This is a genomic window from Chloracidobacterium sp. (assembly GCA_016716305.1).
Lineage (GTDB): Bacteria > Acidobacteriota > Blastocatellia > Pyrinomonadales > Pyrinomonadaceae > OLB17.
In genome coordinates this window covers 13747-34750 of sequence record JADJWP010000001.1, presented here as the reverse complement: position 1 = coordinate 34750, position 21004 = coordinate 13747, and the positions used below count along the sequence as shown (strand labels likewise).

The 21004-nt window shown below is 51.1% G+C and carries 19 protein-coding genes, 1 tRNA gene and 2 pseudogenes; 7 read left to right on the top strand and 15 right to left on the bottom strand.

Features of this window, described 5'->3' with window-relative positions:
• Nucleotides 1-36: 36 nt before the first annotated feature.
• Together IPM28_00160 and IPM28_00155 are read right to left on the bottom strand one after the other, a co-directional pair.
• Nucleotides 37-2907, bottom strand: coding sequence for a serine/threonine-protein kinase (locus tag IPM28_00160; protein ID MBK9171409.1), 2871 nt, complete (start codon nucleotides 2905-2907; stop codon nucleotides 37-39).
• Between the two features lie 2 nt (nucleotides 2908-2909).
• The gene (locus IPM28_00155; GenBank protein ID MBK9171408.1) at nucleotides 2910-3476 is read right to left on the bottom strand and encodes a sigma-70 family RNA polymerase sigma factor; all 567 of its coding nucleotides are present in this window, start codon (nucleotides 3474-3476) and stop codon (nucleotides 2910-2912) included.
• Between the two features lie 186 nt (nucleotides 3477-3662).
• On the opposite strand from IPM28_00155, the gene IPM28_00150 reads away from it, so the two are divergent.
• Nucleotides 3663-4109, top strand: coding sequence for a hypothetical protein (locus tag IPM28_00150; protein MBK9171407.1), 447 nt, complete (start codon nucleotides 3663-3665; stop codon nucleotides 4107-4109).
• Here IPM28_00150 and IPM28_00145 read toward each other — a convergent pair.
• From IPM28_00145 to IPM28_00130, 4 genes are all read right to left on the bottom strand, one after another.
• Complete coding sequence (locus IPM28_00145) at nucleotides 4096-4563, bottom strand: hypothetical protein (GenBank protein ID MBK9171406.1); 468 nt, start codon at nucleotides 4561-4563, stop codon at nucleotides 4096-4098. The genes IPM28_00150 and IPM28_00145 overlap by 14 nt on opposite strands.
• 118 nt (nucleotides 4564-4681) lie before the next feature.
• On the bottom strand, nucleotides 4682-5419 hold the full coding sequence (locus IPM28_00140) for a class I SAM-dependent methyltransferase (GenBank protein ID MBK9171405.1): 738 nt from the start codon (nucleotides 5417-5419) through the stop codon (nucleotides 4682-4684).
• A gap of 29 nt (nucleotides 5420-5448) precedes the next feature.
• Nucleotides 5449-5694, bottom strand: a complete 246-nt coding sequence (locus IPM28_00135) for an HNH endonuclease (protein MBK9171404.1) — start codon at nucleotides 5692-5694, stop codon at nucleotides 5449-5451.
• A gap of 7 nt (nucleotides 5695-5701) precedes the next feature.
• Entirely contained in the window at nucleotides 5702-6013 is a 312-nt protein-coding gene (locus tag IPM28_00130) for an HNH endonuclease (GenBank protein MBK9171403.1), read from the bottom strand.
• A gap of 215 nt (nucleotides 6014-6228) precedes the next feature.
• On the opposite strand from IPM28_00130, the gene IPM28_00125 reads away from it, so the two are divergent.
• Both IPM28_00125 and IPM28_00120 read left to right on the top strand, forming a co-directional pair.
• Nucleotides 6229-6915: an alpha/beta fold hydrolase gene (locus IPM28_00125; GenBank protein ID MBK9171402.1), complete on the top strand. Its 687-nt coding sequence runs from the start codon at nucleotides 6229-6231 to the stop codon at nucleotides 6913-6915.
• A 43-nt stretch (nucleotides 6916-6958) separates the two neighbouring features.
• Nucleotides 6959-7540: a hypothetical protein gene (locus IPM28_00120; protein MBK9171401.1), complete on the top strand. Its 582-nt coding sequence runs from the start codon at nucleotides 6959-6961 to the stop codon at nucleotides 7538-7540.
• 25 nt (nucleotides 7541-7565) lie between these two features.
• Here the strand turns inward: IPM28_00120 and IPM28_00115 are convergent, their stop codons facing one another.
• Both IPM28_00115 and thiL read right to left on the bottom strand, forming a co-directional pair.
• A complete protein-coding gene (locus tag IPM28_00115) occupies nucleotides 7566-7769 on the bottom strand; it encodes a hypothetical protein (protein MBK9171400.1) in 204 nt (67 codons plus the stop codon).
• Nucleotides 7766-8551 (bottom strand): thiamine-phosphate kinase, encoded by a 786-nt coding sequence (gene thiL, locus IPM28_00110; protein MBK9171399.1) that lies wholly within the window; start codon nucleotides 8549-8551, stop codon nucleotides 7766-7768. The genes IPM28_00115 and thiL overlap by 4 nt, the downstream gene beginning before the upstream one ends.
• An 84-nt stretch (nucleotides 8552-8635) precedes the next feature.
• Between thiL and IPM28_00105 the strand changes: the two genes are divergently transcribed.
• From IPM28_00105 to IPM28_00090, 4 genes are all read left to right on the top strand, one after another.
• Nucleotides 8636-8983, top strand: coding sequence for a MerR family transcriptional regulator (locus tag IPM28_00105; GenBank protein ID MBK9171398.1), 348 nt, complete (start codon nucleotides 8636-8638; stop codon nucleotides 8981-8983).
• Between the two features lie 215 nt (nucleotides 8984-9198).
• A tRNA-Pro gene (locus IPM28_00100) sits at nucleotides 9199-9275 on the top strand.
• 266 nt (nucleotides 9276-9541) lie between these two features.
• A complete protein-coding gene (locus IPM28_00095) occupies nucleotides 9542-9796 on the top strand; it encodes a helix-turn-helix domain-containing protein (GenBank protein MBK9171397.1) in 255 nt (84 codons plus the stop codon).
• Between the two features lie 4 nt (nucleotides 9797-9800).
• The gene (locus IPM28_00090; protein ID MBK9171396.1) at nucleotides 9801-10877 is read left to right on the top strand and encodes a site-specific integrase; all 1077 of its coding nucleotides are present in this window, start codon (nucleotides 9801-9803) and stop codon (nucleotides 10875-10877) included.
• A gap of 103 nt (nucleotides 10878-10980) precedes the next feature.
• On the opposite strand, the gene IPM28_00085 is transcribed toward IPM28_00090, so the two are convergent.
• The 7 genes and pseudogenes from IPM28_00085 to IPM28_00055 all read right to left on the bottom strand — a co-directional run bounded on the left by IPM28_00085 (nucleotide 10981) and on the right by IPM28_00055 (nucleotide 20995).
• On the bottom strand, nucleotides 10981-12681 hold the full coding sequence (locus IPM28_00085; GenBank protein ID MBK9171395.1) for a hypothetical protein: 1701 nt from the start codon (nucleotides 12679-12681) through the stop codon (nucleotides 10981-10983).
• A 38-nt stretch (nucleotides 12682-12719) separates the two neighbouring features.
• Complete coding sequence (locus IPM28_00080; protein MBK9171394.1) at nucleotides 12720-13823, bottom strand: hypothetical protein; 1104 nt, start codon at nucleotides 13821-13823, stop codon at nucleotides 12720-12722.
• A gap of 91 nt (nucleotides 13824-13914) precedes the next feature.
• Nucleotides 13915-14322: a hypothetical protein gene (locus IPM28_00075; protein ID MBK9171393.1), complete on the bottom strand. Its 408-nt coding sequence runs from the start codon at nucleotides 14320-14322 to the stop codon at nucleotides 13915-13917.
• Nucleotides 14323-14340: 18 nt separating this feature from the next.
• Complete coding sequence (locus IPM28_00070) at nucleotides 14341-14541, bottom strand: hypothetical protein (protein MBK9171392.1); 201 nt, start codon at nucleotides 14539-14541, stop codon at nucleotides 14341-14343.
• A 239-nt stretch (nucleotides 14542-14780) separates the two neighbouring features.
• Nucleotides 14781-17552 (bottom strand): annotated as a pseudogene (locus IPM28_00065) (ATP-binding protein).
• A gap of 7 nt (nucleotides 17553-17559) precedes the next feature.
• Nucleotides 17560-18027 (bottom strand): hypothetical protein, encoded by a 468-nt coding sequence (locus IPM28_00060; GenBank protein ID MBK9171391.1) that lies wholly within the window; start codon nucleotides 18025-18027, stop codon nucleotides 17560-17562.
• Nucleotides 18028-18029: 2 nt separating this feature from the next.
• Nucleotides 18030-20995, bottom strand: a pseudogene (locus IPM28_00055) (DUF1156 domain-containing protein).
• Nucleotides 20996-21004 lie beyond the last annotated feature (9 nt).

The window sequence follows — 21004 nt, the reverse complement described above, 5'->3', positions numbered from 1 at the left end:
GATGCCGCCAAACGCGTTTGGTTGCTCGTTCGGCATTTATGGCGTCTCGGAAAGGTCAAGCATCCAGATGTCCGATTCACTTTCTCGGGTCGTGAAATAGATCAGCTTGCCATCTCGGCTGACAGCGATGTTTCGGATCTCTTCCTTGATCTCGGGCAGGACCTCACGGATTTTCTTCGTGTCGATCTCGGCGATCATCGGGCGGCCGTTTCGCTCAAAGATCATTCGACGGCTGTCGGGAAGCCACCTCGGGATCGAGACAAAATCGGTGAGTCGTTCGTAGCGGCCGGTCGCAAACGAATAATAGCCGGTTCCGGGTCCAAATGCGTGGTCGAAGTTTCCTGCCAGCATGGAGCCATCAGGTGACCAATCCCAGGCGCGGAAAAAGCCGCCGTTGTCGGTTCTTGGAAGTGCGGTCGCCGACGCGAGATCGACAGGCGCACCGGCGTCGGCGATATAGAGTGTCTTTTCTGTGTCAAAGGAAAACCGCTTTCCGTCCGGAGCCCAGACCGGGATCGATGCTATCTCATTCTCAACGAACGTGAGCTGTCTGAGGTTGGTGCCGTCGGTGTTCATCACCCATATCTGATAACTGCCCGATCTGTCCGACGAGAACAATAACCGGCCGTCGTCCGGCGATAAGCTCACATATCGGTCAAACGGTGCGTCGTTGGTGAGGTCGCGCATTCCTCTACCGTCGGCATTGACCGAAATGATGTCATCCTGTGTTCCGCGAATGATCCGTGCAAAATATCGCGATCCGTCGGAGGACAATTGCGGTGCCGATAGTTCGAGTTCACCGGTAGTGACCGCTATGGGTTCGCCGATCATTCTTTCGCTGGCAAGATCGAACCCGGCCGCCTTTATATTCGACCGGTTGCGCGTTTGCACATAAGCAAGTCTCCTGCCATCTGCCGAAAACGTAAGGTGCCGGTTGAATCGGGCCGGCGTCGGTATCAATTCATGTTCGCCGCTCGAACGTCCGGAAACCGGATCGAACCTGGCCCGCCAGAACGCCATATTCCCGCCGCGGTCGCTCGAATAATAGAGATATTTGCCGTCTGGCGACCAGACCGGATTCCAGTTCGTATTTCCGGTGTCGGCGAAGTCCACCGGATCGCCGCCATCGACAGGTATCGTAGCGACGATTCGATTTCCGCTGTTGCCCGTATACCAGTAGGCGATACGTTTTCCGTCGGGTGACCAGGACGGCTGCAGACAATAAGAATCGATCAGACGTCGGCGATCGCCGGTAGCGATGTCGACTATCCATAACGCGCTTTTCGAGCGAACCGCCGGAACCGGTTGGTGGCGTTCAGCGATGACGAGCTGCTTATTGTCCGGCGACCACGACGGGCTGTAACCAAAGTCCGCAACTCGCCGCGGATTTTCCCCCGTCGCTCCCATCACATAGATCCCGGCCGGGGTTCGATCAGATCGGAACGCGATCATCTCGCCATTGGGTGAGAACGCCGGCATCGTGTCGTCAGCCGGTGATTCAGCCGTAAGATTGACACTGTTAGAGCCACCGATCCGCTGCAGAAATACGTCCTCGCCGCTGCCGATATCAGCGCTGTAGAGCAGATTTTTTCCGTCGGGCGAAAGCGAGGGATAGGCCTCTGTACCGGCCTGGAACGTAAGGGGAACGTTCCTCGCGGATATCCATTCAGAAACGAGCGGTCGTGGGTCGCGAAAGAACAGGAAGTAGACTGCGAAAGCGACAAGAAACGCCGCGAATGCGAACGCGGCAGGCATCGCCCGATCGCGAGTGTCCGAACGCAGGTTCTCGGCGGTGTCGCGTGATTCTCCGGACAAGGTCGACGACAAGTCGAAACGTATCTTCAAACGTTTCAGGTCGGCACGCAGTTCTGCCGCGGATTGATATCCGTCTGCCGGATCCTTCGCCAATAATTTTGCCAGTATCGAATCGATCTCCGGAGGTATCTCGGGATTGATAGAGCTGCATCGTGGCGGTTCTTTGGAAAGGATCGCGCGAAAGGTCTCTTGTCTTGACGCTCCTTTGAACGGGTGAGTTCCCGAAAGAAATTCGTATAGGACAACACCGGCGCTCCAGAGATCGGTCCGATGATCGACGCCGTCGTCGCTGATCTGCGCCGGCGACATATATGCCGGCGTGCCCATGATCGAACCTTTTGCAGTTGCGGCGATATCTCTCATCGATTCCGGCCCGATCTCGGTAAGTTTGGCAAGTCCGAAATCGAGTATTTTCACATAACCGTCCTTTCGGATCATTATGTTCTCCGGCTTGATGTCACGATGAATTATACCGGCCGAATGCGCGGCTGAAAGTGCGTCGCAGATCTGGATAGAATTCGCAATTATGTTCCGAAGCTTGAACTTCCCGCCCATCAGGTCTCGAAGGGTCTTCCCGTCGACGTATTCGGTAGCGATATAATTCACACCGTCAGATGAGCCGACGTCGTAAACCGTTACGATACCCGGATGATTGAGCTTCGAAACAGCCCGGGCTTCGAGTTCGAATCGCTTGACGCGTTCGTCGTCCTTTCCGAATGTCGCGGGAAGCATCTTCAACGCGACATCGCGTTTCAGCTTTTCGTCAAAGGCCAGGTATACCTCGCCCATTCCACCAGCACCGATGGGCCTGATTATTCGATACGATGCGATCAATCGGCTTTCGAACTCGATTGGGACGGCTTCGGTCTCGAGGTCTGATATGTCTGCGGCTATTTCTCGTGCGGCAATGTCGAGCGCGGGAGCTTTGAGAAAACCCTCTGATCGGGTCGAGGCTTCGATCAAGGCAAGAACCTCAGCGCGAATGGTTTCGTCATCGGTATTGGCGACGATAAATGCCTTGCGCTCCGATGGGGGCAGGTCAAGTGCATCGTCGACCAAGCGATCGATCGTTTTCCAGCGTGCAGGATCCATTTTCAGGCTTTGGAAAGTTGAACGAACAACCAGGCGCGAGCCTTTTGCCACTCGCGCATCACAGTGATCGGCGCGACACCGATCACCTCAGCCGTCTCTTCGACGGAAAGCCCGCCAAAAACCCGCAATTCAACGATCTTCGCCTTTCTTGGGTCAAACTCTGCAAGGGCGGTCAATGCCTCATCGAGGCTGATGATGTCAGGATCTTTCGAATCGGCCCTGTCGAGAGCATTCTCGATCGAGACCTTTAGAAGCACCGTACCATCATTTTTCGGCCTTTTACGGGCAAAATCGACCAAGATCCGCCTCATCAGCTGAGCCGCGACGCCGTAGAAATGCGAACGGTTCTCCCATCGAGCACTCTCCCAACCGATCAGGCGAACAAATGCTTCGTTCACGAGAGCCGTCGGCTGGAGCGTGTGGTCGCCGCGTTCACGAGCCATATACCGTTTAGCGATCCGATGCAGCTCTTCATGAACAATGGGCGAAAGCCGCTCAAGCGCCGATTCGTCGCCCTCGGACCATCGCTTGAGGAGTTCGGTCAAGTTCTGATCGTCAGGCTCCGGCATACAGTCAAGATCAGCAAAAATCGCTATAAATTTATCACATCCGCGTCCGTACAAAGAAATTCTTATGGCGATGATAGTTTTTCGTCCCGACGTTCGCATTCTTAATCGACTGCGTGTTCGACGGACGTTCTCACACGCCGATCGAACCATGCGGAATACCATTTCGATATAAGAGGTGCTAAATAAATGCCATATAAACAGAAGATCAAGGACAAGCGATTCAGCTCGCATTTCAGCTCTGGAGGCGAAACTGACACGTTCTGGACGCTGCAGGACAACGTTGGCTACGGTTATAAGAACCGTTGGCTCGATGTTATGCTCGTCCAGTTCTTTTTGAATAAGGTTGCTCGGTCAAAGATCCTGGAACCGGATGGGTTATTCGGTGGAAAGACCTGGCGGGCGATCAAGGATTATCAAACGAGATGGAATTGCGTTGCTGACGGAATGGTCACGGCCGCCCAGGGTGACAGCCTGATCTCGAAAAAGCAGGGCCGCGTTTTTACGATTTGCTACCTCAATGTCGACTACTTTGTCTTGCATCGGGCCTATTACGACGATCTAAAAAAGGATCCCGATCTGCCGTCCGCGCTATGCAATCATTTCACCGTCGATTTCGATTTTAATGAGAATTGACCGATTCTCCGACGGCTAGCAAAGCCGAAGGCTCAAAAGCACGAACGTCGGGCTCGATGAAAGTCTCACGGGCCCGATCCGAAAACAGAAGTTCGCGCGAATAGAAACGAAGTGGAAGTTCCTTGTCGAAGTGTTGGGTCATCTCATCCGCTAATTCATTAAGCGAGGAGTTCGGATGCGCCGACCGGAAAGCGTCGACAGCGCGAACCCAAAAGACTGTCAACGTCTCGTGGTAAGGCATTTCCGCTGTAAGGTCGACATTAAAAGCCTCGGTGAGAAGGCGGAATATCCCCTCGCGCATCTTCTCGATCGCGTGTTCGACCCCAACCCGCTCCACGTAGTAAAGAGCAACCAAGAGATGTTCGCGATGGTGCCAGTTGCTGCGCTCGATCGTACATGTTTCGAACTTTCGGACTATTTCGTCGATCTCTTCTATTCCGATAGCTGTTCTCATATTGAAATACCAACCTCAAAAAAAAACGAAAGCCGGACAATCTGTCGCGGCTTTCGTAATGTAAGAATAATAGCGCATTTCGACGTCTGTGTCACGTGATCACAGCTCAAGGCAGTGTTCAGTTGTTCCTCACCTTAGCAACGACGAGCTGTGCCGGCGAACCGCTGACGAATGGCGAGCGGTCGAAGTCGCCGAACTTGTCCTCGATCTCAAATCCATGAAGAGAAATGAGTTCGTCAAACTCCTGCGGGAAGAACTGACGCATCGAAAAGGAAAGTGAACGCTCGCGGCCGGATGTACGATGCAGGAAATGCCAATTGAGATTTGTCACTTGCGTGGCCTGATCGTAATTGACGTCTTCGGTCAGAATGTGACCATCAAATTCGCCCACTACATAGCGAATCCCCATTTCGCGATTCAGCAGCGGGATATATGGATTGAATACCTCGATCAACAAACGGCCGTCGGGTTCGAGGTGGCGTTTCACGGATTCGAAAAAGGCCGAGATCTCGGGAAGGGAATTGAGGTGCTGAAATGAGTTTCCAATAATGATGATCAGCGGATATCTATGTCCGAGAGAGAAGTCTCGGATATCGCCTTTCGTGACCTTCGCCCTAATGCCACGCTCGGCCGCTTTTCGGCGACAGGCCTGAAGCATGTTTTCAGAAAGATCAATGCCCCGGATCTCGATCCCGGCCTCTGCGATCGGTAAAAGAATGCTGCCCGTTCCAGAAGCCAACTCTAAGACCGGCGATCCATATACCTTGCAGTAATCGAGGAGAAAACTGACTATCTCAGCTCCTGCTATCGGCCCATGAACGAGATCGTAAAGGAATGCGTCGTCATAAAGGTCCATTATGTACCGACCGGCAGGAACATTCTGGCCTAAGCCGCGACCCTTACGGAATCTTCGCCATGATCATCCATGAAGAGATACTTCTTCCATTCGGGACGCGACTCCGCATAGTGGCAAAGAAGAACGTGGTCGAGGCCCAGTCGAAGAAGCTTTTGCGAAGTGAGCAGCGGCATGCGTGCCTGTTCAGGCGTTCGGTTACCCTTTCGCTGATTACACCGAACACAGGCGGTCACCAAGTTCGCGGGCGTGCTTTCGCCGCCCTGTGCCCGCGGCAAAATGTGGTCAAGCGTCAGGTCTTTTTGCGTGCTTGTGCTCGCCGCAATACTGGCAGCGATACCGGTCGCGAATATAAACCCGGGCCCGTTTCATCGTTGTTTCGCGACGGTTTCGGCGGACGTGGATATAGTGGCGAAGTCGGATCACCGAAGGTACCTTGAAGACCGTCGAAGGAGAGCGAAGAACGTTTTCGCCGTCATGCTCTTCGATAAACACGGCACCGCGAAACCAAAGGCAGACCGCCCGTGCGACGCCGACGGTCCCAAGCGGTTCGTATGAAAAGTTCAAAAGCAATACTCTTCCGGTCAGCAAGCCCATCGTCCTCCTATCATATCAAGAGTAATTTAATATCAAACAGTAGTTTAAGGCAAGCACAATATGTTGATGTGTAACGACAAGTTAAGGCAATATATCGGCCATACGGAACTTGTCCAACTTAGCTAACGATCGCCGCAAATCCTTTCAACTGCATTTGCAGTATCTGCTAAGATGTTTGAAAGATGGACAAGGCCGACAGGAGATTTCTTAGGAATTTGCCACTGATCTTGGTTGCGATCGGCGCCTCGGCGGCGTCTTTTTTCGGGCAACCGTCAAACGAACCGACAAAGGTCTCGATTTCCGGGATCGACAGCGGAACGGTTTGCGCTCTTGAATATGGCAAAGGCAAGCGTGGTGTCGTTCTTGCCCACGGCGGACAGTTCAATAAAGAAAGCTGGGAACCGCAGGCCCGTCAACTCGTCAAGTCGGGATTCCGAGTACTCTCGATAGACTTTCGTGGATTTGGCTGTTCAAAAGGGCCGGGAGACGATGATATTTTGAGTGCACCGTTAAAGAATGATGTCCTTGCCGCGGTTCGTTATCTGCTTCGCACGGGAACGGAGTCAGTGGCGGTCGTTGGTGCAAGTCTCGGCGGGTGGGCAGCTACGGCAGCATCGCTCGATGCGAAAAACGGCGAGATCGACCGGATCATCACTTTAGGCTCCCTGACGTGGAAGACTGAACCCGAAAGGATCGCCGTGCCCTTACTGGTCGTTGCGACCCGAAATGATACCAGTGGTTCCGGCCCGCGACTGCCGGCGATCCGTGCTGCATTCGAAAAGGTTGCAGGACAAAAAGAAATGGTGATTTTCGAAGGCTCGGCACATGCCCAGCAAATGTTCGCAACCGAGGATTCCAGCCGTGTGATGCAAACTATTTTGAAATTCCTGCTGGCGAAGTAGGCCGTATCGACCGTGTCCCATTTCGGCGGTTGCAGCGCGAATAATGTCCCAACTTGACCAGTTCATATATGATCCGGATATCCGCGAGCGTTTTGAGCGTCGCGTAAATGCTCCGCCTGATGTCGTGATGCGGACCGCCTATGATTTCGACATGCAGTCGATCTGGCTGATTCGCGCTATCGTCAACGCCCGAAAGATGATCCTCGGAGGTACATGGGAAAAAAGGCGGTCGGTCGGGATGGTCGAGGAAACCCGCGCTCTAGGTTGGGGAACGCTGGTCGAAGAACCCGGTGCGATATTGATCTGCGGGGCGGTCTGCCAACCATGGTTCGGCGACGTGACGTTCACACCTATCAAGGCTGTTGAATTTGCTACGTACAACGAACCGGACCAGGTCAAGATCGTCTGGTCGCTAGAGGCCCATGAGATCGAGCCGGACGTTACGAACTTTGCACACGAGGTTCGCGCGGTCGCCACTGATGCTGGAGCGAAACGTAAATTTCTTCGGTACTGGTTTTGGGCACGTTTCGGCATCATTGCTATTCGTCTTCTCCTGCTGCCGGCCGTTCGCCGAAAAGCGGAGGCCGAGTGGCTCTCTGCTCAGCATCGGCGGCAGGATGGTTGAGCGGCGACAGTGTTCGGCCGATCGGTCATTCGAAATGCTGAAAGCCGTGCGGCTCGAGGATCTCTGTTCTTCCATCCCGAACAACTTCGATGATGCCCGGGTTTGAAGTGATCTCGCCGATCACCGTGAACAGACCGTGGTCGTTGCCGCCGATCATGTTTTCGGCGAGCTGCGGGACCTGGTCACTCGGTAACGTAAAGAGCAGCTCAAAGTCCTCGCCGCCATTCAATGCTGCGTTCCACTGCTCGTCCGGCGACGGCCAAAGATGATACAGGTTCGGATCGATCGGTATCTTTTCGCGATCGAGACGGGCCCAACGCCACTCGCGTTGCAAATATGCAAAAGGTCGGACGAAACGCCGTCGCTTATGTCGATCATCGACGAAATTACGCCGATCTGCTGCAAAAATGGGCCAGTACCCAATTGCGGCCAAGGCTGCAGTTGCATGTTGATCAAGTTTGCCTCCCATGATTCGAGATCGTCGGTCAGTCGCCGTCCGTTTTGAAGAAGTCTGAGGCCTCCGGCCGCTCCGCCAAGCCTGAACGTGACGACGATCGCGTCGCCGGTCTTCGCTCCTGATCGTAGTATCGCTTTTCCTTTTGGAACCTCGCCGCCAACGATCGAATCGATGACCAGACGGTCTGGAGAACGCGAGACGTCTCCGCCTATCAGCTCGACGCGAGCCCGCTTCGCGTGTTGGATATACCCATCATAAAAGCGATCAAGGAAATCAGTGGTCCAAAGCTCTTCGGGGACGCCGATCGACAACATCGCCCATCTTGGAGCAGCCCCCATAGCAGCGATATCCGAGAGGGAAACTGTGAGTGCTTTATGTCCGAGCAGTTCGGGTGTCGTCCAGTCAAGCCGGAAATCGATCGTCTCGACGAGCATGTCGGTTGTGACCACATTATCGGTATCCGAGTCTTTGGGCAGAACAGCACAGTCGTCGCCGATCGCCGACAGGGAGTATTGCTTCTTAATGTGTTGGATGAACTCGAATTCGGACCGCATACTTACGCTATTGACACAAACGTTGTAAATACATACAATAACGGCGACTTAACTCTAAAAAACTTTAACACAATAGTAATACGGATGGGACAAGCAGCTGTAGTAATACCTGAGAAAATCTACTTCAAGATCGGTGAGGTTTGCGAACTGGTCGGCGTTCAGGCCCACGTGTTGCGTTATTGGGAAACCGAGTTTCCACAGCTCTCGCCCCAAAAAAATAGGTCAGGTCAACGGAGCTATCGGCGTCGTGATGTCGAGATATCGCTTCGAATAAAAGAACTGCTCTACGATGAGATGTTCACGATCGCAGGAGCCAGGAAAAAGCTTCAATTAGAACTTCGAGGCGACGCCCCGAAACTGAAAATCGTTCATCCCGAGCCAAATTCCGCAGATACGCCCTCGAAAGCCTCTAGTGCTCCCCGGGCTATTTGATGAAGAGCTCGAACTCGGCGACGTCGCAGGTTTGGGCAGCCCGCATATCGACACCATTGATCCAGAACGCCGCGAGGCTCCCGCAATATTGCCTCACAACTGCTCGAACTTCGCGAAATGCTCAAAAACGGAACCCCGCGATAGCGAAAAGCGATCGCCAAACCATCTGGTTTGACAATTGCCGAACGTAAATCTAATCTAACCTTTGCTTTTTTCGGGACGTAGCGCAGTCTGGTAGCGCGTTCGCTTGGGGTGCGAGAGGTCGTGAGTTCAAATCTCGCCGTCCCGACCAATAAACATGGGGCTTTCAGCGATTGCTGGAAGCCCCATTTTTGACTTGGTTGCAGGTTGGTTGCAGTATTCTTTTTGTCTGCCTTTTTCCGCTCAAAACTCTCAAAGATCATCACTCTTGATCAGGCTGGTTTATAAACATCCTTTGTGTGGTGCAAAACTGCGCCGAATGGCGCGTTTTCGCGACTTTTATGGCCGATGCTGTCTATTTTCATGGCTTTTTGGCGAGGCACATTTTTTGCCAACTGGTGATCGGAGGTTCAGGAAATGGTTGAAATTATCACGATAGAAAAAGAAGAGCTGATTCGCTTGATCGACACCTCCGTCGCGGGGGCCATCGAAAAAGCTATTCATTCATCTCAGCCGCCGCAGATTATGACGAAGTCCGAAGTCGCGAAATATCTGAAGAAATCGGGAGCAACTATCAATCGATGGATGAGAAAGAATGGCCTTCCGTTTCACGGAGTGGGCCGGCCAACTTTCAACAGAACTGAGGTGGATGCCTGGTTAGCGAATTACTAAGCGTATGTCAGTTTTTAAGAAATATAACGGTAAGCGGATAAACGCTAAGCATCCGGCGTATGCGGCAGCTCGCTGGTGGGTATACAGACGAGTTAAAGGACACAAGACCATTCATCAGGTTATTCCGACAGCCCGTACTAAGGAAGAAGCGGAACTCGCCGAGCGACAACTGGTCAAGCAACTATTCGACAGATCATTCGGACAAACAGATACGACTGTAACTTTTGGAGACTTTGTAGAAACAACCTATCGAAAATATGTAGAGCAAAACAACGTCAATAAAGGGGCGAAGAATCTTTACATAAAACTTCTTTTGAAACACCTAAAGGATCAACCTCTGCATACCATTACGCCACAGGATTGTCGCGATTGCAGGAATAAACTTCAGTACGGAAAAAACCAGAGAAAAAAGAAAAGTTCGATATCTCCTTCCTCGATCAATAGGATCATGTCGACTTTGTCGAAGATCTTTAGTCTCGCTTGCGAAGAAGACGTTCTCGATCGCAATCCGATGCAGTATGTGAAGGCCTTACCAGAACCACCGCCAAGAAAGCGCCTACTTACGACCGAGCAGAAGAAAGCACTTTGGAAGGAACTTGAATCCGATCAGCTACTTTACAGGCTTGTCCAATTGGCCGTTAACATGCCGTTGCGCCGAGGCCAGTTATTGGCTTTGAATGAGGAGGTGATCGATTTTGAGAATCAAAGGGTGTGGGTAATTGGTTCGAAGGGACGCCCTCCGCGATCCGTTCCGATCAATGCAACCGCAGCATCGGTTTTACGGGACCTAATCGCCGACAAACAACTACCATTTCCAATTGTCGATTTCCGAAAACGGTGGCATCCGGTTCTCGTAAGAGCAAAGATCAATAAGCCCGACGGCACGCGAGAAGAAAACTATCATTTCCACGACCTAAGAACCTACTTTGCAAGTGAACTGATTCGAAGGAACACTAATCCGCTAATAGTTCAAAATCTATTCGCTCATTCCGACATGAGCATCACAAACATTTACGCCGAGACTGATGCCGATCTGATGTTGGAAGCAGTAAAACGGCTTGACAATGCGAATCTGGGTTAAGAAGAGTCGATCCTTTACTGACTATGTAGAGTTTTTGGATTGAAATATAGGGGCAGCCGCGAGAAAACTGTATGGAACACAAGGGATTAGAACGAGATCTTGATCAGAATTTAATCTTGCGGCCTTTCGTGCACGTTGGGCATCCATTTTTTCCTAATTCCCAGTACCTGACAATCTCCTTTATTGGCTCGCTCCATCGTGTTGCGTGTTGGGAACAATAGAAGGTAGCAGTTTTACCAGAACCTGTCGTTAGTTTTTCATAGGAAAGTCCGTCATTCTCGTTCTCTTCGAAATCCCAAATTTCTGCAATGAAAGCGGGATATATTTCTGTCAATTTAGAGCCTTCTCCCTTTGAACGTCCGTGACAAGACGGGCACCCGCTACTTCCGTTACTCCAAGATTGACGGATCGCTGTGATTCTTGCTGTCCAGCGATGGGCGTCAACGGGACACCGGAACCAACCCTCTCTTGACGATCCCAAAGTGATTTCAGATGGATCGAGGCCAAGTTCGTCATTTTTTTCCTTATCCCAATAAACGCGAACCTGTTCCGGAAACTCGTCGGAAAGCTTTGGAGCTTTTCCCCATTCGCCTAACTTGCGATCAATTGTTCCATTGCACACTCGGCATCCAGCATTTCCACGTGACCACTGCTGCCTTACTGTCGCGTGAATTCGGCCTTGCCAAGAATGCGAGTCTTTCGGACATCTAAACCATGCCTTCCAGTTGCTTGCTAGCGTCAGCTCGTTTGGATCCAATCCATCCGCTTCGTTCTTCTCAAAATCCCAATATTGCCTAACGTACTGAGGATAAGCATCGACGAGTTTCTCCTGTTTTACGGGTTTCTTTGTCTTCCCGGCACATTTCGGGCATCCAGATGTTCCCGATCGCCACCAGCTAACAACGATATCGCAAGGACGCTTCAACCATGAATGACCATCTTTTGGACACTTCCACCAAATTTCAACTGACGCGCTTCGCGACGAGATCTGTGTTGGATCAAGCCCTAAATTCTTCTCGCGGTCCCAAAGCTCATCAACCCGATCTGGGAATTGGTTGGCGAGACTTTTTTCTAGGCGTTTCCACTTTGAGTCCTTTTCCTTTTGCAGTTCACGTTGCCTCTCTCCTTCCTCATGCTCTTGTAGGTAGGCAGGAAAATTCGGGGTTATATTAAGAATCTGCCTGACCCTCTCACGAGTCAATCCATGTATATCTCCAATCTCCTGATAAGTAAATCCGTTCCTATAGAGAGCCAGAAACCGCTCCGCCCTATCAGCCAACTTACTCCGTCCATCTGAGCGGACGGATGTGAAAAATCGGGATCTCGCTTCCTCTTTGGCTATGGCTGAGACCGTTCCAACGGAGTGCCGGCCGAGGTCAGTGAGACTCACTTCTTCTGAAACAACTATTGCCCCCAAGCTTTGCAAGTGAGGCATTAGCTTCTTTCCCCCACGAATATTGGACTTCGCAACTGGCCCATCGAAAAGAAAGGTAAGAAACTGTTTTTCGATCTTTTTGATCTTGGGTTCCGATGATGTCGCAATTCTTTGGAGCAGCTTATCTAAAAGAGCTTTGTCATCCATCTGAATATCCTGAAAGATGGTATTTCCAAAGTTCGCTAAAAGTTCAATACCGGTTGAGGATAGTGAAAGGGACGTCTCTTCAATGAGTCCAAAATCACGCAGTCCCGACGCAATCCTCTCTAAACGACCATCTGAGTCTGGCTCCAGGTTACGGACGGCGATCACTTTTAGCAGCATTCGCTGTTTCTTTTGAATCTTTTTGAGAATTTTCGAAAATTCCATCCCCAATCTCGTGGCTCAGATTTGTGGTTCTTCGGTGTTCAGTCGTTTGGATCCAAGCCATCGACAGCCTCTCGCAACCTAGCTACCTGTGACTGCAGACCATCAGCCATTTTGCGTACAGAATCCAGTACCTTATCGCTACTAGCTTTTATAGTTTCTGTCCAACGCCGCATGTCGTCAAGACGCTTAGCCTCTTTCTCGATCCCGAGTATCGCGGTATCGATTGCCTCGAACTCGGCCGCCTCTGCATTGCGCTTACATGATTCACGGACACATATAGCCTTCGCGAGGCTCAAGGCTGTCCTTAGTATTACATCGCTCGCCAAGTCGTCCGCATCCCAAACAACGAACACATCTTCACCATATCGTGCTATGGATTCGATGTTTGCGGGAGCGGTTTTCTTCGAGAAAACAAATACTCCAACAGCGGCTCCTCGATTCTTCCGAGCGATCTCTATTTCGTCCCTTGCTTTTCCGATGTCACAACTCGCCGACTCTTTTGCCTCTACTACATATTTTACGCCAGCAGCCATACAGTCCGGACCAAGTTCAATCACCGCATCACCCACCTTGCAGTTTTTTATCAGTCCAGTCGTCGCCCCGGTCGACCTTGCGATATCACAAGCTCTTTGAGCATCAAGAGTGACGAATTCGACCACAGCAGATTCAAAATCATTGCCGTGGCGAGTTGATCGCAAAGATTCTTCACGACGTGCTTTCATTGCTTCAAGGGCAGATGTCACATCACTTTGAAATCGTGTGTTAGTCTCCGCCTGCTTCTCGAATACCCCAAGCAGTTCTTCGCGCAGCCGGGCAAGTGACGACCCCGAGTTGTCGAGAGAGAATTCACTGGTTATGGTCTTTTGCGCCTTATCAACATTACGCATCAGGCGGCTTAACGCTGAGTCTTCCTTATCTAGAGAGAATTCAGCAACCGCGTCGTTAATACGGCTGGAAAGGTCCCCGGTAAGTTTGCCGTTATTCTCAGTCAATTCGGCGATCATTCGAGACATTGCACCACTCTTATTGTTGAGTGAGAATTCGGAGAGAATCCTCTCCGATTCCAGTTTCAGAGCCTCTTCCGCAGAAACGCGGATTGCGTTGACGATACCGCCGGTCTGAGTTGGATCGAGCACATTCATTATTGGGCTGTTTGCTCCAACATGTGACGCTAATGCTGCTGCGAGTTCTGAGCCTTCGGCACCGACCTGCCTCCGAAGGACTTGTTCCAGGTCACCGTCCTTTGATTAGACGTTCGACTCGCTGCTGAAAACTGCCACTCTTTGGATCAAAATAGTCCTTCAAGACACTGCCGAGCCCCTCGGTGATCTTTGCACGGTATGACTCTAGTGAGGTTCCGAGATCGCCGAGGATCCGTTCACCTTCGCGACGAACCGCGTCTGCGTCAACCTGACCCCGCGCATGGCGAAGTGAAAGCAATCCCACGGTTAAAGCATTGAGAGAGTATTCCGTTCTTTCTCTCCCGACTTTTTTGCCAAGTATTTCCCGGACAGACTCCGGATCGTTCACATCCAGTTCAAGATGGACAGTTGTAGAGGATACGGAGGATACTTCACTGCACATTGCGACGTCGTTTTCCTCAAATTCTGAACCGCTTATTGCGGGGGCTGCTGAATGCATAAAAATCTCCTTTTCAGACTAAGCAAAAATTAAGTCCTGGTCGCCATAAATTATTCCAAGCAAGCTGTCTTCAATTCGTCGAAGTCGTTCTGCATACGTTGTGGCGGTCGCTTCAGAGCGTTCGAAACGGCCCCAGTCGTTCCAGTTTTCTTCCAACGCAAGACCGATTGCTTCCGCGTCACGGCGTCCGACTATTTCTGTTAATTCGCGTGTTCTCATGATTTTTCTCCTGCTAATGTGTCTTTTCATTCCTATGCCGGATCACGAATGTGCTTTGTTCATTTTTCCCCGACATTTCCGAATTTATTTGCGGCGATTTGCCGTCCTTCATACCTAGGCCGGATCGGAAAAGTGATTTGTTCACTCGAGGCGGAAATAATTAACAAAAAGGGCTTTCTACTTTCTGGCTATTGCTAGCGAGATAGAAGAAAGCCCTTGGATCGCTGAGGGTGGGTTAATTAGTCGGTTGACACATCGTCAGAGAGTCCTAATTCGCGCAGTGCGGATTTAGTTTCTTCTAACTTCTGCATCGAAATCCCGTCGTCGGGGGCGCTTTCAAACTTAAGGGAAATTTTCAGGTCTTGCCCGTGGTATTTCAAAAGAACTTTTTGGTAGAACAGCGACCATTTCTGGGACGAAATTTCACCGGACCAGAAAATTCTTGCAATACCGTTTGTTTGAAAAGAGGCGGTTCATCCGCACCATCGTCTTGGTTTGTTGGAAGGCGCATCTTCTGTTGGTGTCTGGGGAACGGGGTCATCCATCGGTCTGCCTATAGGAGCGGGAGCTTGTTTTGCCTCAAGGTACTTTTCGGCAAGTTCTTTTTTCAGGATATAGACGTCATCCGCGATTTCGACCTCGCTTGCCAGAAGCCCTTCTTTGAAACGGAATGGATCATAGCCGTCACCTGATTTGATGACGTAAGCAAACTGGCCGCCAGATACGCCGTTTATGATCGTCTGCTTGATAGAATCGCCCGAAAGTAGTTTCGGGAATAGTGGAGAAGCAAAAAAGGCATCGCGAACGGACTTAACGCTCCACGTATCAAAGACAGGCGACCAGTTACGGACAAGAAAGTTTGGGCTGATCGAGTCCTGGACATCGCCTTCCTGTTTTAGCCGATTGATAATGCATTCCGAGAGCGAACTGTATCCGCTGGAATTCACCAATCCGAGGTCAATGATGCGAAGCGAATTGTCCTTATCAAGCAAAACGATATGCTTATATGTACGCCAAACACTTTCTTTTACATCGCGTCGGGCTTTCTCGATGTTTACGCGTAGCTGTGCCTTTTGGGAATCCTCAATCCTGATCGTCGGATCGCCCTCAATTGCTTCCCAAGCGAGCACTTTTTTTGCATCACTGAATAGTGTTGAAGCGGCGTCCGAAACTACCCAGATCAACGCACTCTTGAAGGTGCGGGCCGACTGGCCGCTCTCAGTGATCATCTGACCGATGTTTGCCTTTGTCTGGTCGTTGAGCTGAGATGACGGATCTCCGACCACGATCGTCAGAATGGGGCGGTCTGTAATCTGGTTGCTTCGTTCCGGAAAATACACCCGTTCAATACCAGACCCTTTCTTGAATACGTCCAAAACTTCCTGCCGAACCCGAGATTCAACTTCTTTTCCGTCGATCGCGGCCCGCTTGTCGGAAAGGATCTTGTTTAGATTTGCAGCAATACCGAAACGGTATTTGCTTCCTTCGACAGTCAGGTAATACGCATTTGCAGCAAGTTCTTCGAGAACCGTGATTACGTTTCCGATGTCCAAATCAGGTTCGGCGACTGCGGCGTGAATTTCAGGTAAGGTGGTTTCGCCTCTCGACTGTCCACCGTTAGATTCGAAGAAAATTACCGTAGCGACTTTCTGGTGAAGCCTGGATTTCTTTATCGAGTCTGAAGCCTCTTTATCCAGTTGAATGGCATGAGAATCAGACTTTCCTGAAATGTCCGCATCCACTGCCACCTTCAATTTCTCTTCACCGAGCTGTTCGAAAACTACATCTCGAAAAAGGGGATCGTTGAGCGGTGCTGTGCCCATCGAGATAAGCGGGTCTTTATGCGCTCCCGTAAAGCCATCGACATACGCACGCGAAACCCAAAGGGCCATCATCCGCAGAACGCCGCGGGTTCGTTGGAATCTTGGAAGCGACTGCCACTTTCGTTCAAACACAGATAGCGTCATCGGGTGGAACGGGTATGTTTCGGCGAATGCTTTTCGGGCATTCTCAGTGTCAAAGACCTGAGGCATCTGATCTTTGTGTTCCTCGACCCAATCTCCAAACGCATTGCACGTTGCGATCGCTTCCTTTGAAAGCATCACCTTGCCGGTCGCATCTACCGAATTTGGATCCCACTCAAAAAGTCGGCGACGAATGATCTCAAAGGTTTCATTCTCTGTTGACATCGCAATCGGCTTTCCTAAACGATCGAGTAACTTTTTTAAACGATCGTGGTCACTCTGATCCTCGGCAGACATTTCGAGTTCAGAAGCAGGAATCGAAACGGCAAGAACCATCCCCTTGCGTGCGCGAGCCTCTTCGGAAAGATTTTGCAGGAACGTGTAGAACTGTGCGGACAGGCCACTCTTGCGGTGTCGCGTTATGTAGTTCATCAACTCATCCATCAGGATGAGACACGGCTTGTCGGGAAGGAAGTCTCGAATTACGTCGCCGCCGGGAGCCTGTCCCAGTTCGTCGTGCTTTGCAACGGCTGCAAAGCCTTCTTCGCCGCCGAGCTGAAAAGCTATCTCGCCCCAAGGCGTTTTGCGAAGAGGCGTACCGTCGTCGCCGCCTCGACCTCTAATCGAATCGAACTCCGTGCCGACCAAAATTGCGGTCTTCGCCTCTGGGACTGAAGCTATATTGGCTTTGAGAAGTAGTTTTTGGACGCCCTGCCATTCGTTCGCATTCGAACCATTGCCGGCCAGATGATAGAGCAGGGTCAACGCGTGGGTCTTACCACCACCGAACTGCGTGGCCATGTTAAAGATCGCGTTGGTCTCGGTCGTTTCGCCCGCGAGGCGCCTGATAACCTCAGATGCAAGATCCGTCAGACTCTTGGTCATATACGTTCGTTCAAAGAACGTTTTTGGATCGGTATAGTCCTTTGGAGCTTTGCCGTCGCGTATGAGTTCAAGATGCGCCGCAAATTCCGACGCATCTAATGGGCGTCCTTCGCGAAGGTCTTCGCGGGGCGTTACTACGTTGTACCAGGGTTTTAATGCCATATTCTTCCTAATGCCTAATTCTTGAAAACCATCCTTCAACGCTGTGGGGAAGGGACGTTCCCATTCGTTCTCGATCGTCAGATGTCACTTCTGCAAGGGCGGCTTCGATATGCCGCCGCACTAGCTCGGAGTAATCCCGATGAAGCCTGATTGGCGAGATACACAAAATATCCCTGCCCATTTTCAGATCTCTTAGTGCTCCTTCGAACGAAGTCGTGGGATCAGATTGCCAATCTACCCACTCTTCGTCATCGTTGTCATCAAGCCTCATGCTCGTTCCCGAGTTACGGAAATACACTTTTCCTTCCGCTGTCGTAAATTGGGTGACCTCGATGCCGCCTCCTTCGAAGGCAAGCTCGAAAACTATCTCGGCGGTCGCGTCGGCTATCTCATTTTGGATGCGTTCGTTATCCTGCTTGAGAATGGATCTCAGCAGGTCACGATCCGCGTCAGTTATTGCCTGTCGAGCTTGCATGCTTAGAATCCGAGTCCTTTCCTCCTAGCCAAAACGCCATCGACCCAGCGTTTTTCTTCGCTTCCAGTTGGGTAGAGTTTCGAAAGATTGTCGGCGAGACGCCAGAAGTTCTCGCTATTCCCAACGCCATCATCGACCAGAAACCGTTTCACTGCATCGCTGCGTCCCGCTCCGAAAAAGGAGCATCGTTTGGTGAACTCTATCCAATGTGGTCGAGGCAGAATTTGGAGGTCCACCGACACCTAACGTTGTCTCGAAGTCCCCGTCATCCATTTCGGAGAAAAGTTTGCCCTGAGCCTTATTCTTAGTTTTGCGTCTGCTCTCTCCTGCTCCCGTTTCCGCCGAATGAATCCCGAACAGATCTCTAGCCCGCTCGCTTACGGGCAGCAAACGAGCTTTGTCGCCTTTTATCTCGATAATCGAATCAAGATCCTCGAGATGAGCTCCCAAGCCTTGGCAATCTTACGGGCAGCATCGTATTCCAGAACGTAGCCAGACGTCTTCTTTCTGCTACCGGCGTTTTCGTCATCGTCACTGCTTTCGTCATCGCTGCCGTCCTCTTTGTCATCAAGATTTGTATTTGTGGTTCCTGAAAAAAGTGTCCACAACCACATCGCTGTCAACCGAGCGTCTTCCTCAAATCCGGCAGTGTCAGCGCCGGCAAAAATCATATTGAGAGCTTCTTTAGCAACGGCCGCCCACACGTGCTCCAGATACTCACGTAGCTCTACCGTATCGCCATTCGGCTTTTCAACCGATGCGTATTTCGAGAAAATTTCTAAGGCAGGACCCAAACACGCAAAGATCGCATCGGCACCGACAACACCCTCTTCAGCCAATCGTGGCATCCAGGAATGGATACGAACAGGCAGTTCCCGCATCACGTCTCGCCAGTCGCCGACCTCATTGGTCAGTTCGCCGTTAGCATCTTCTCTTGGCCGACAAACTACATGTACGGACGATTGAGCGATGCGGACTCGGTGGCCTGCGTCCGATTTTGAAGTTCTGTATCAATTGGCCAAGACCCGTAATATACCAGCCGGAAGAGACGATAGCTTTGAGAATGGCTTCCCAGGAATCTGTGGCGCTATCCGCGAATACGATCAATGCAATTCCGTTGGGCCGAATACTTCGACGTTGAGCGGATAGAGCGGTTCTCATTTCAGATTCAAAGAACTCCGAGGTCTTTTCAACACCATCACGAGCACAATTCGCGTTCGTCACTATTATCTCGTCTACCTGGTTAACCAATCCATTGGAAAATAACTCCGGATGCACATCTCGAATGAAATCCCGTTCCCAAACATAGAAAACATTCGACAGGTCGGCGTAGGGAATTGCAGCAAAGTACGGCGGATCGGTTATCAATGCATCGACGCTGTCGTCTGGTTGAACTTGTTCTTGAGCTCGGAAGAGCTCCGATTGCCTCCGGGTTGGTTATTGCAAGATTCGCGTGAATAACTCGATCTACCCAGTCCAGAGCACTGGACCAGCTTCCTCCGACGTCGCTAATCGGATTCACTTCGGCAAAATCGGACGTAATCTGTAGTGCCTGTTTGCCAAACGCTCCCACCACCGTTGAGCGGCCCGCATCCCAGCGAGCAAGAGTACAGTTCTGCGGAATGAATTTCGAGAGAGCGCAGTTTAGAACCGTGCGGACGGCAACTTCAAATTCCACGTCGTCCTTCGAAATCTCTAGATCTTTTACAAGTTTTCGAAAGCTCTGCAATACGAGTGATTGACGCCAACTGTAGAGATCGCGAAACTGAGTTATGCCAATTCTTGTGACTGCGCTAAGACCACGACTGTTCTTATACGGTCTTGTCGGGTTTATTTTGTCCGTTGGTAGAGATTCGACGTCTAAATGAGATTGTGCTGCCGAATTCAATTCTTTCTCCGAGACTTCGGGCACTCGAAAGGCCCTGTCACCGCTTTTACGTAGAACGTAAACCGCCACTAGTCGAGCGTCGTTAGTCCCCCCGCGTCGGCTGGAGAGTTGCGCTTTTACTGCACTTGCCGCAGTGGTGTGCCCGCATCGCGGACAAATCGCCTTGCCGGCCGTAACGGTCGGCATTCCGGACGACTTACTTCCTTCAGATATTGTGACTCGTATCTCGCCGGATTCATCAGGATCTAGTTGCAAATGCCATTTATGCCCTGATTTCGTCAGAGTAAGTGTGCGTAGTAGCGGAATCTCAGTTCCGCAACTCGGGCCCTCACACCTTACGGTGCGGGCCCAAATGTACGCAATGGGTATTGATCCGTCCGAGCCCTTTGGATAGAAAGCCTCAAGTTTCTTTGAAGCTTGTTTGTTTATCTCTTTGCCACATCTGCGGACCTCATCGGCAAGGCGTTGGCCGTATTTCGGAATGTATTCGAGAACGACCTTATTAAGTAAAACAGCGACCGGATTTAAGTCTGATGCAAATGCATCCGCCCCTACTCGCAAGGCTTCAAGCGGTATCGCTCCGCCGCCAGCAAAAGGGTCCACAACAAGCGGCCGTGTTCCGGGTTCGCCCCCGTTAGCTAAGTGTGCTGCGTCCGTTATTAAACGACTTGTTTCCAAGAAGCTTTCATTGGTAGAGTTGTCCCAGTTGGAAAAATCAGCTACGAAATCTAGTAACAGTCCCCGGAGATATATATTGTCTTCATACAAATTAGCGTTCTTATTTGCTTTCTCAAACGCATCAAAGCTCTCGCTGCTCATTAGAGAGCGTTGATGTTCACCCCAAAGACGCATCTGTTCACGAGCAATCCCTCGAAAACTTTCTGGACAGTTCTTGTCCGCCGGGTCAAACCACAATGAGGCACAGATCACTGCACGGCACGCGGCCAATGGCCGTCGTGCCCACCAAATATGAAGCGTCGAGATATGTCCATGTCGGATACTCTTTTCGCGTCGAGCGTGCGCGGAGATCCTTTTGATCGGAAGATCCACTTCGATAAGTCTTTTGGGATATTGATTCATTTACCTTCT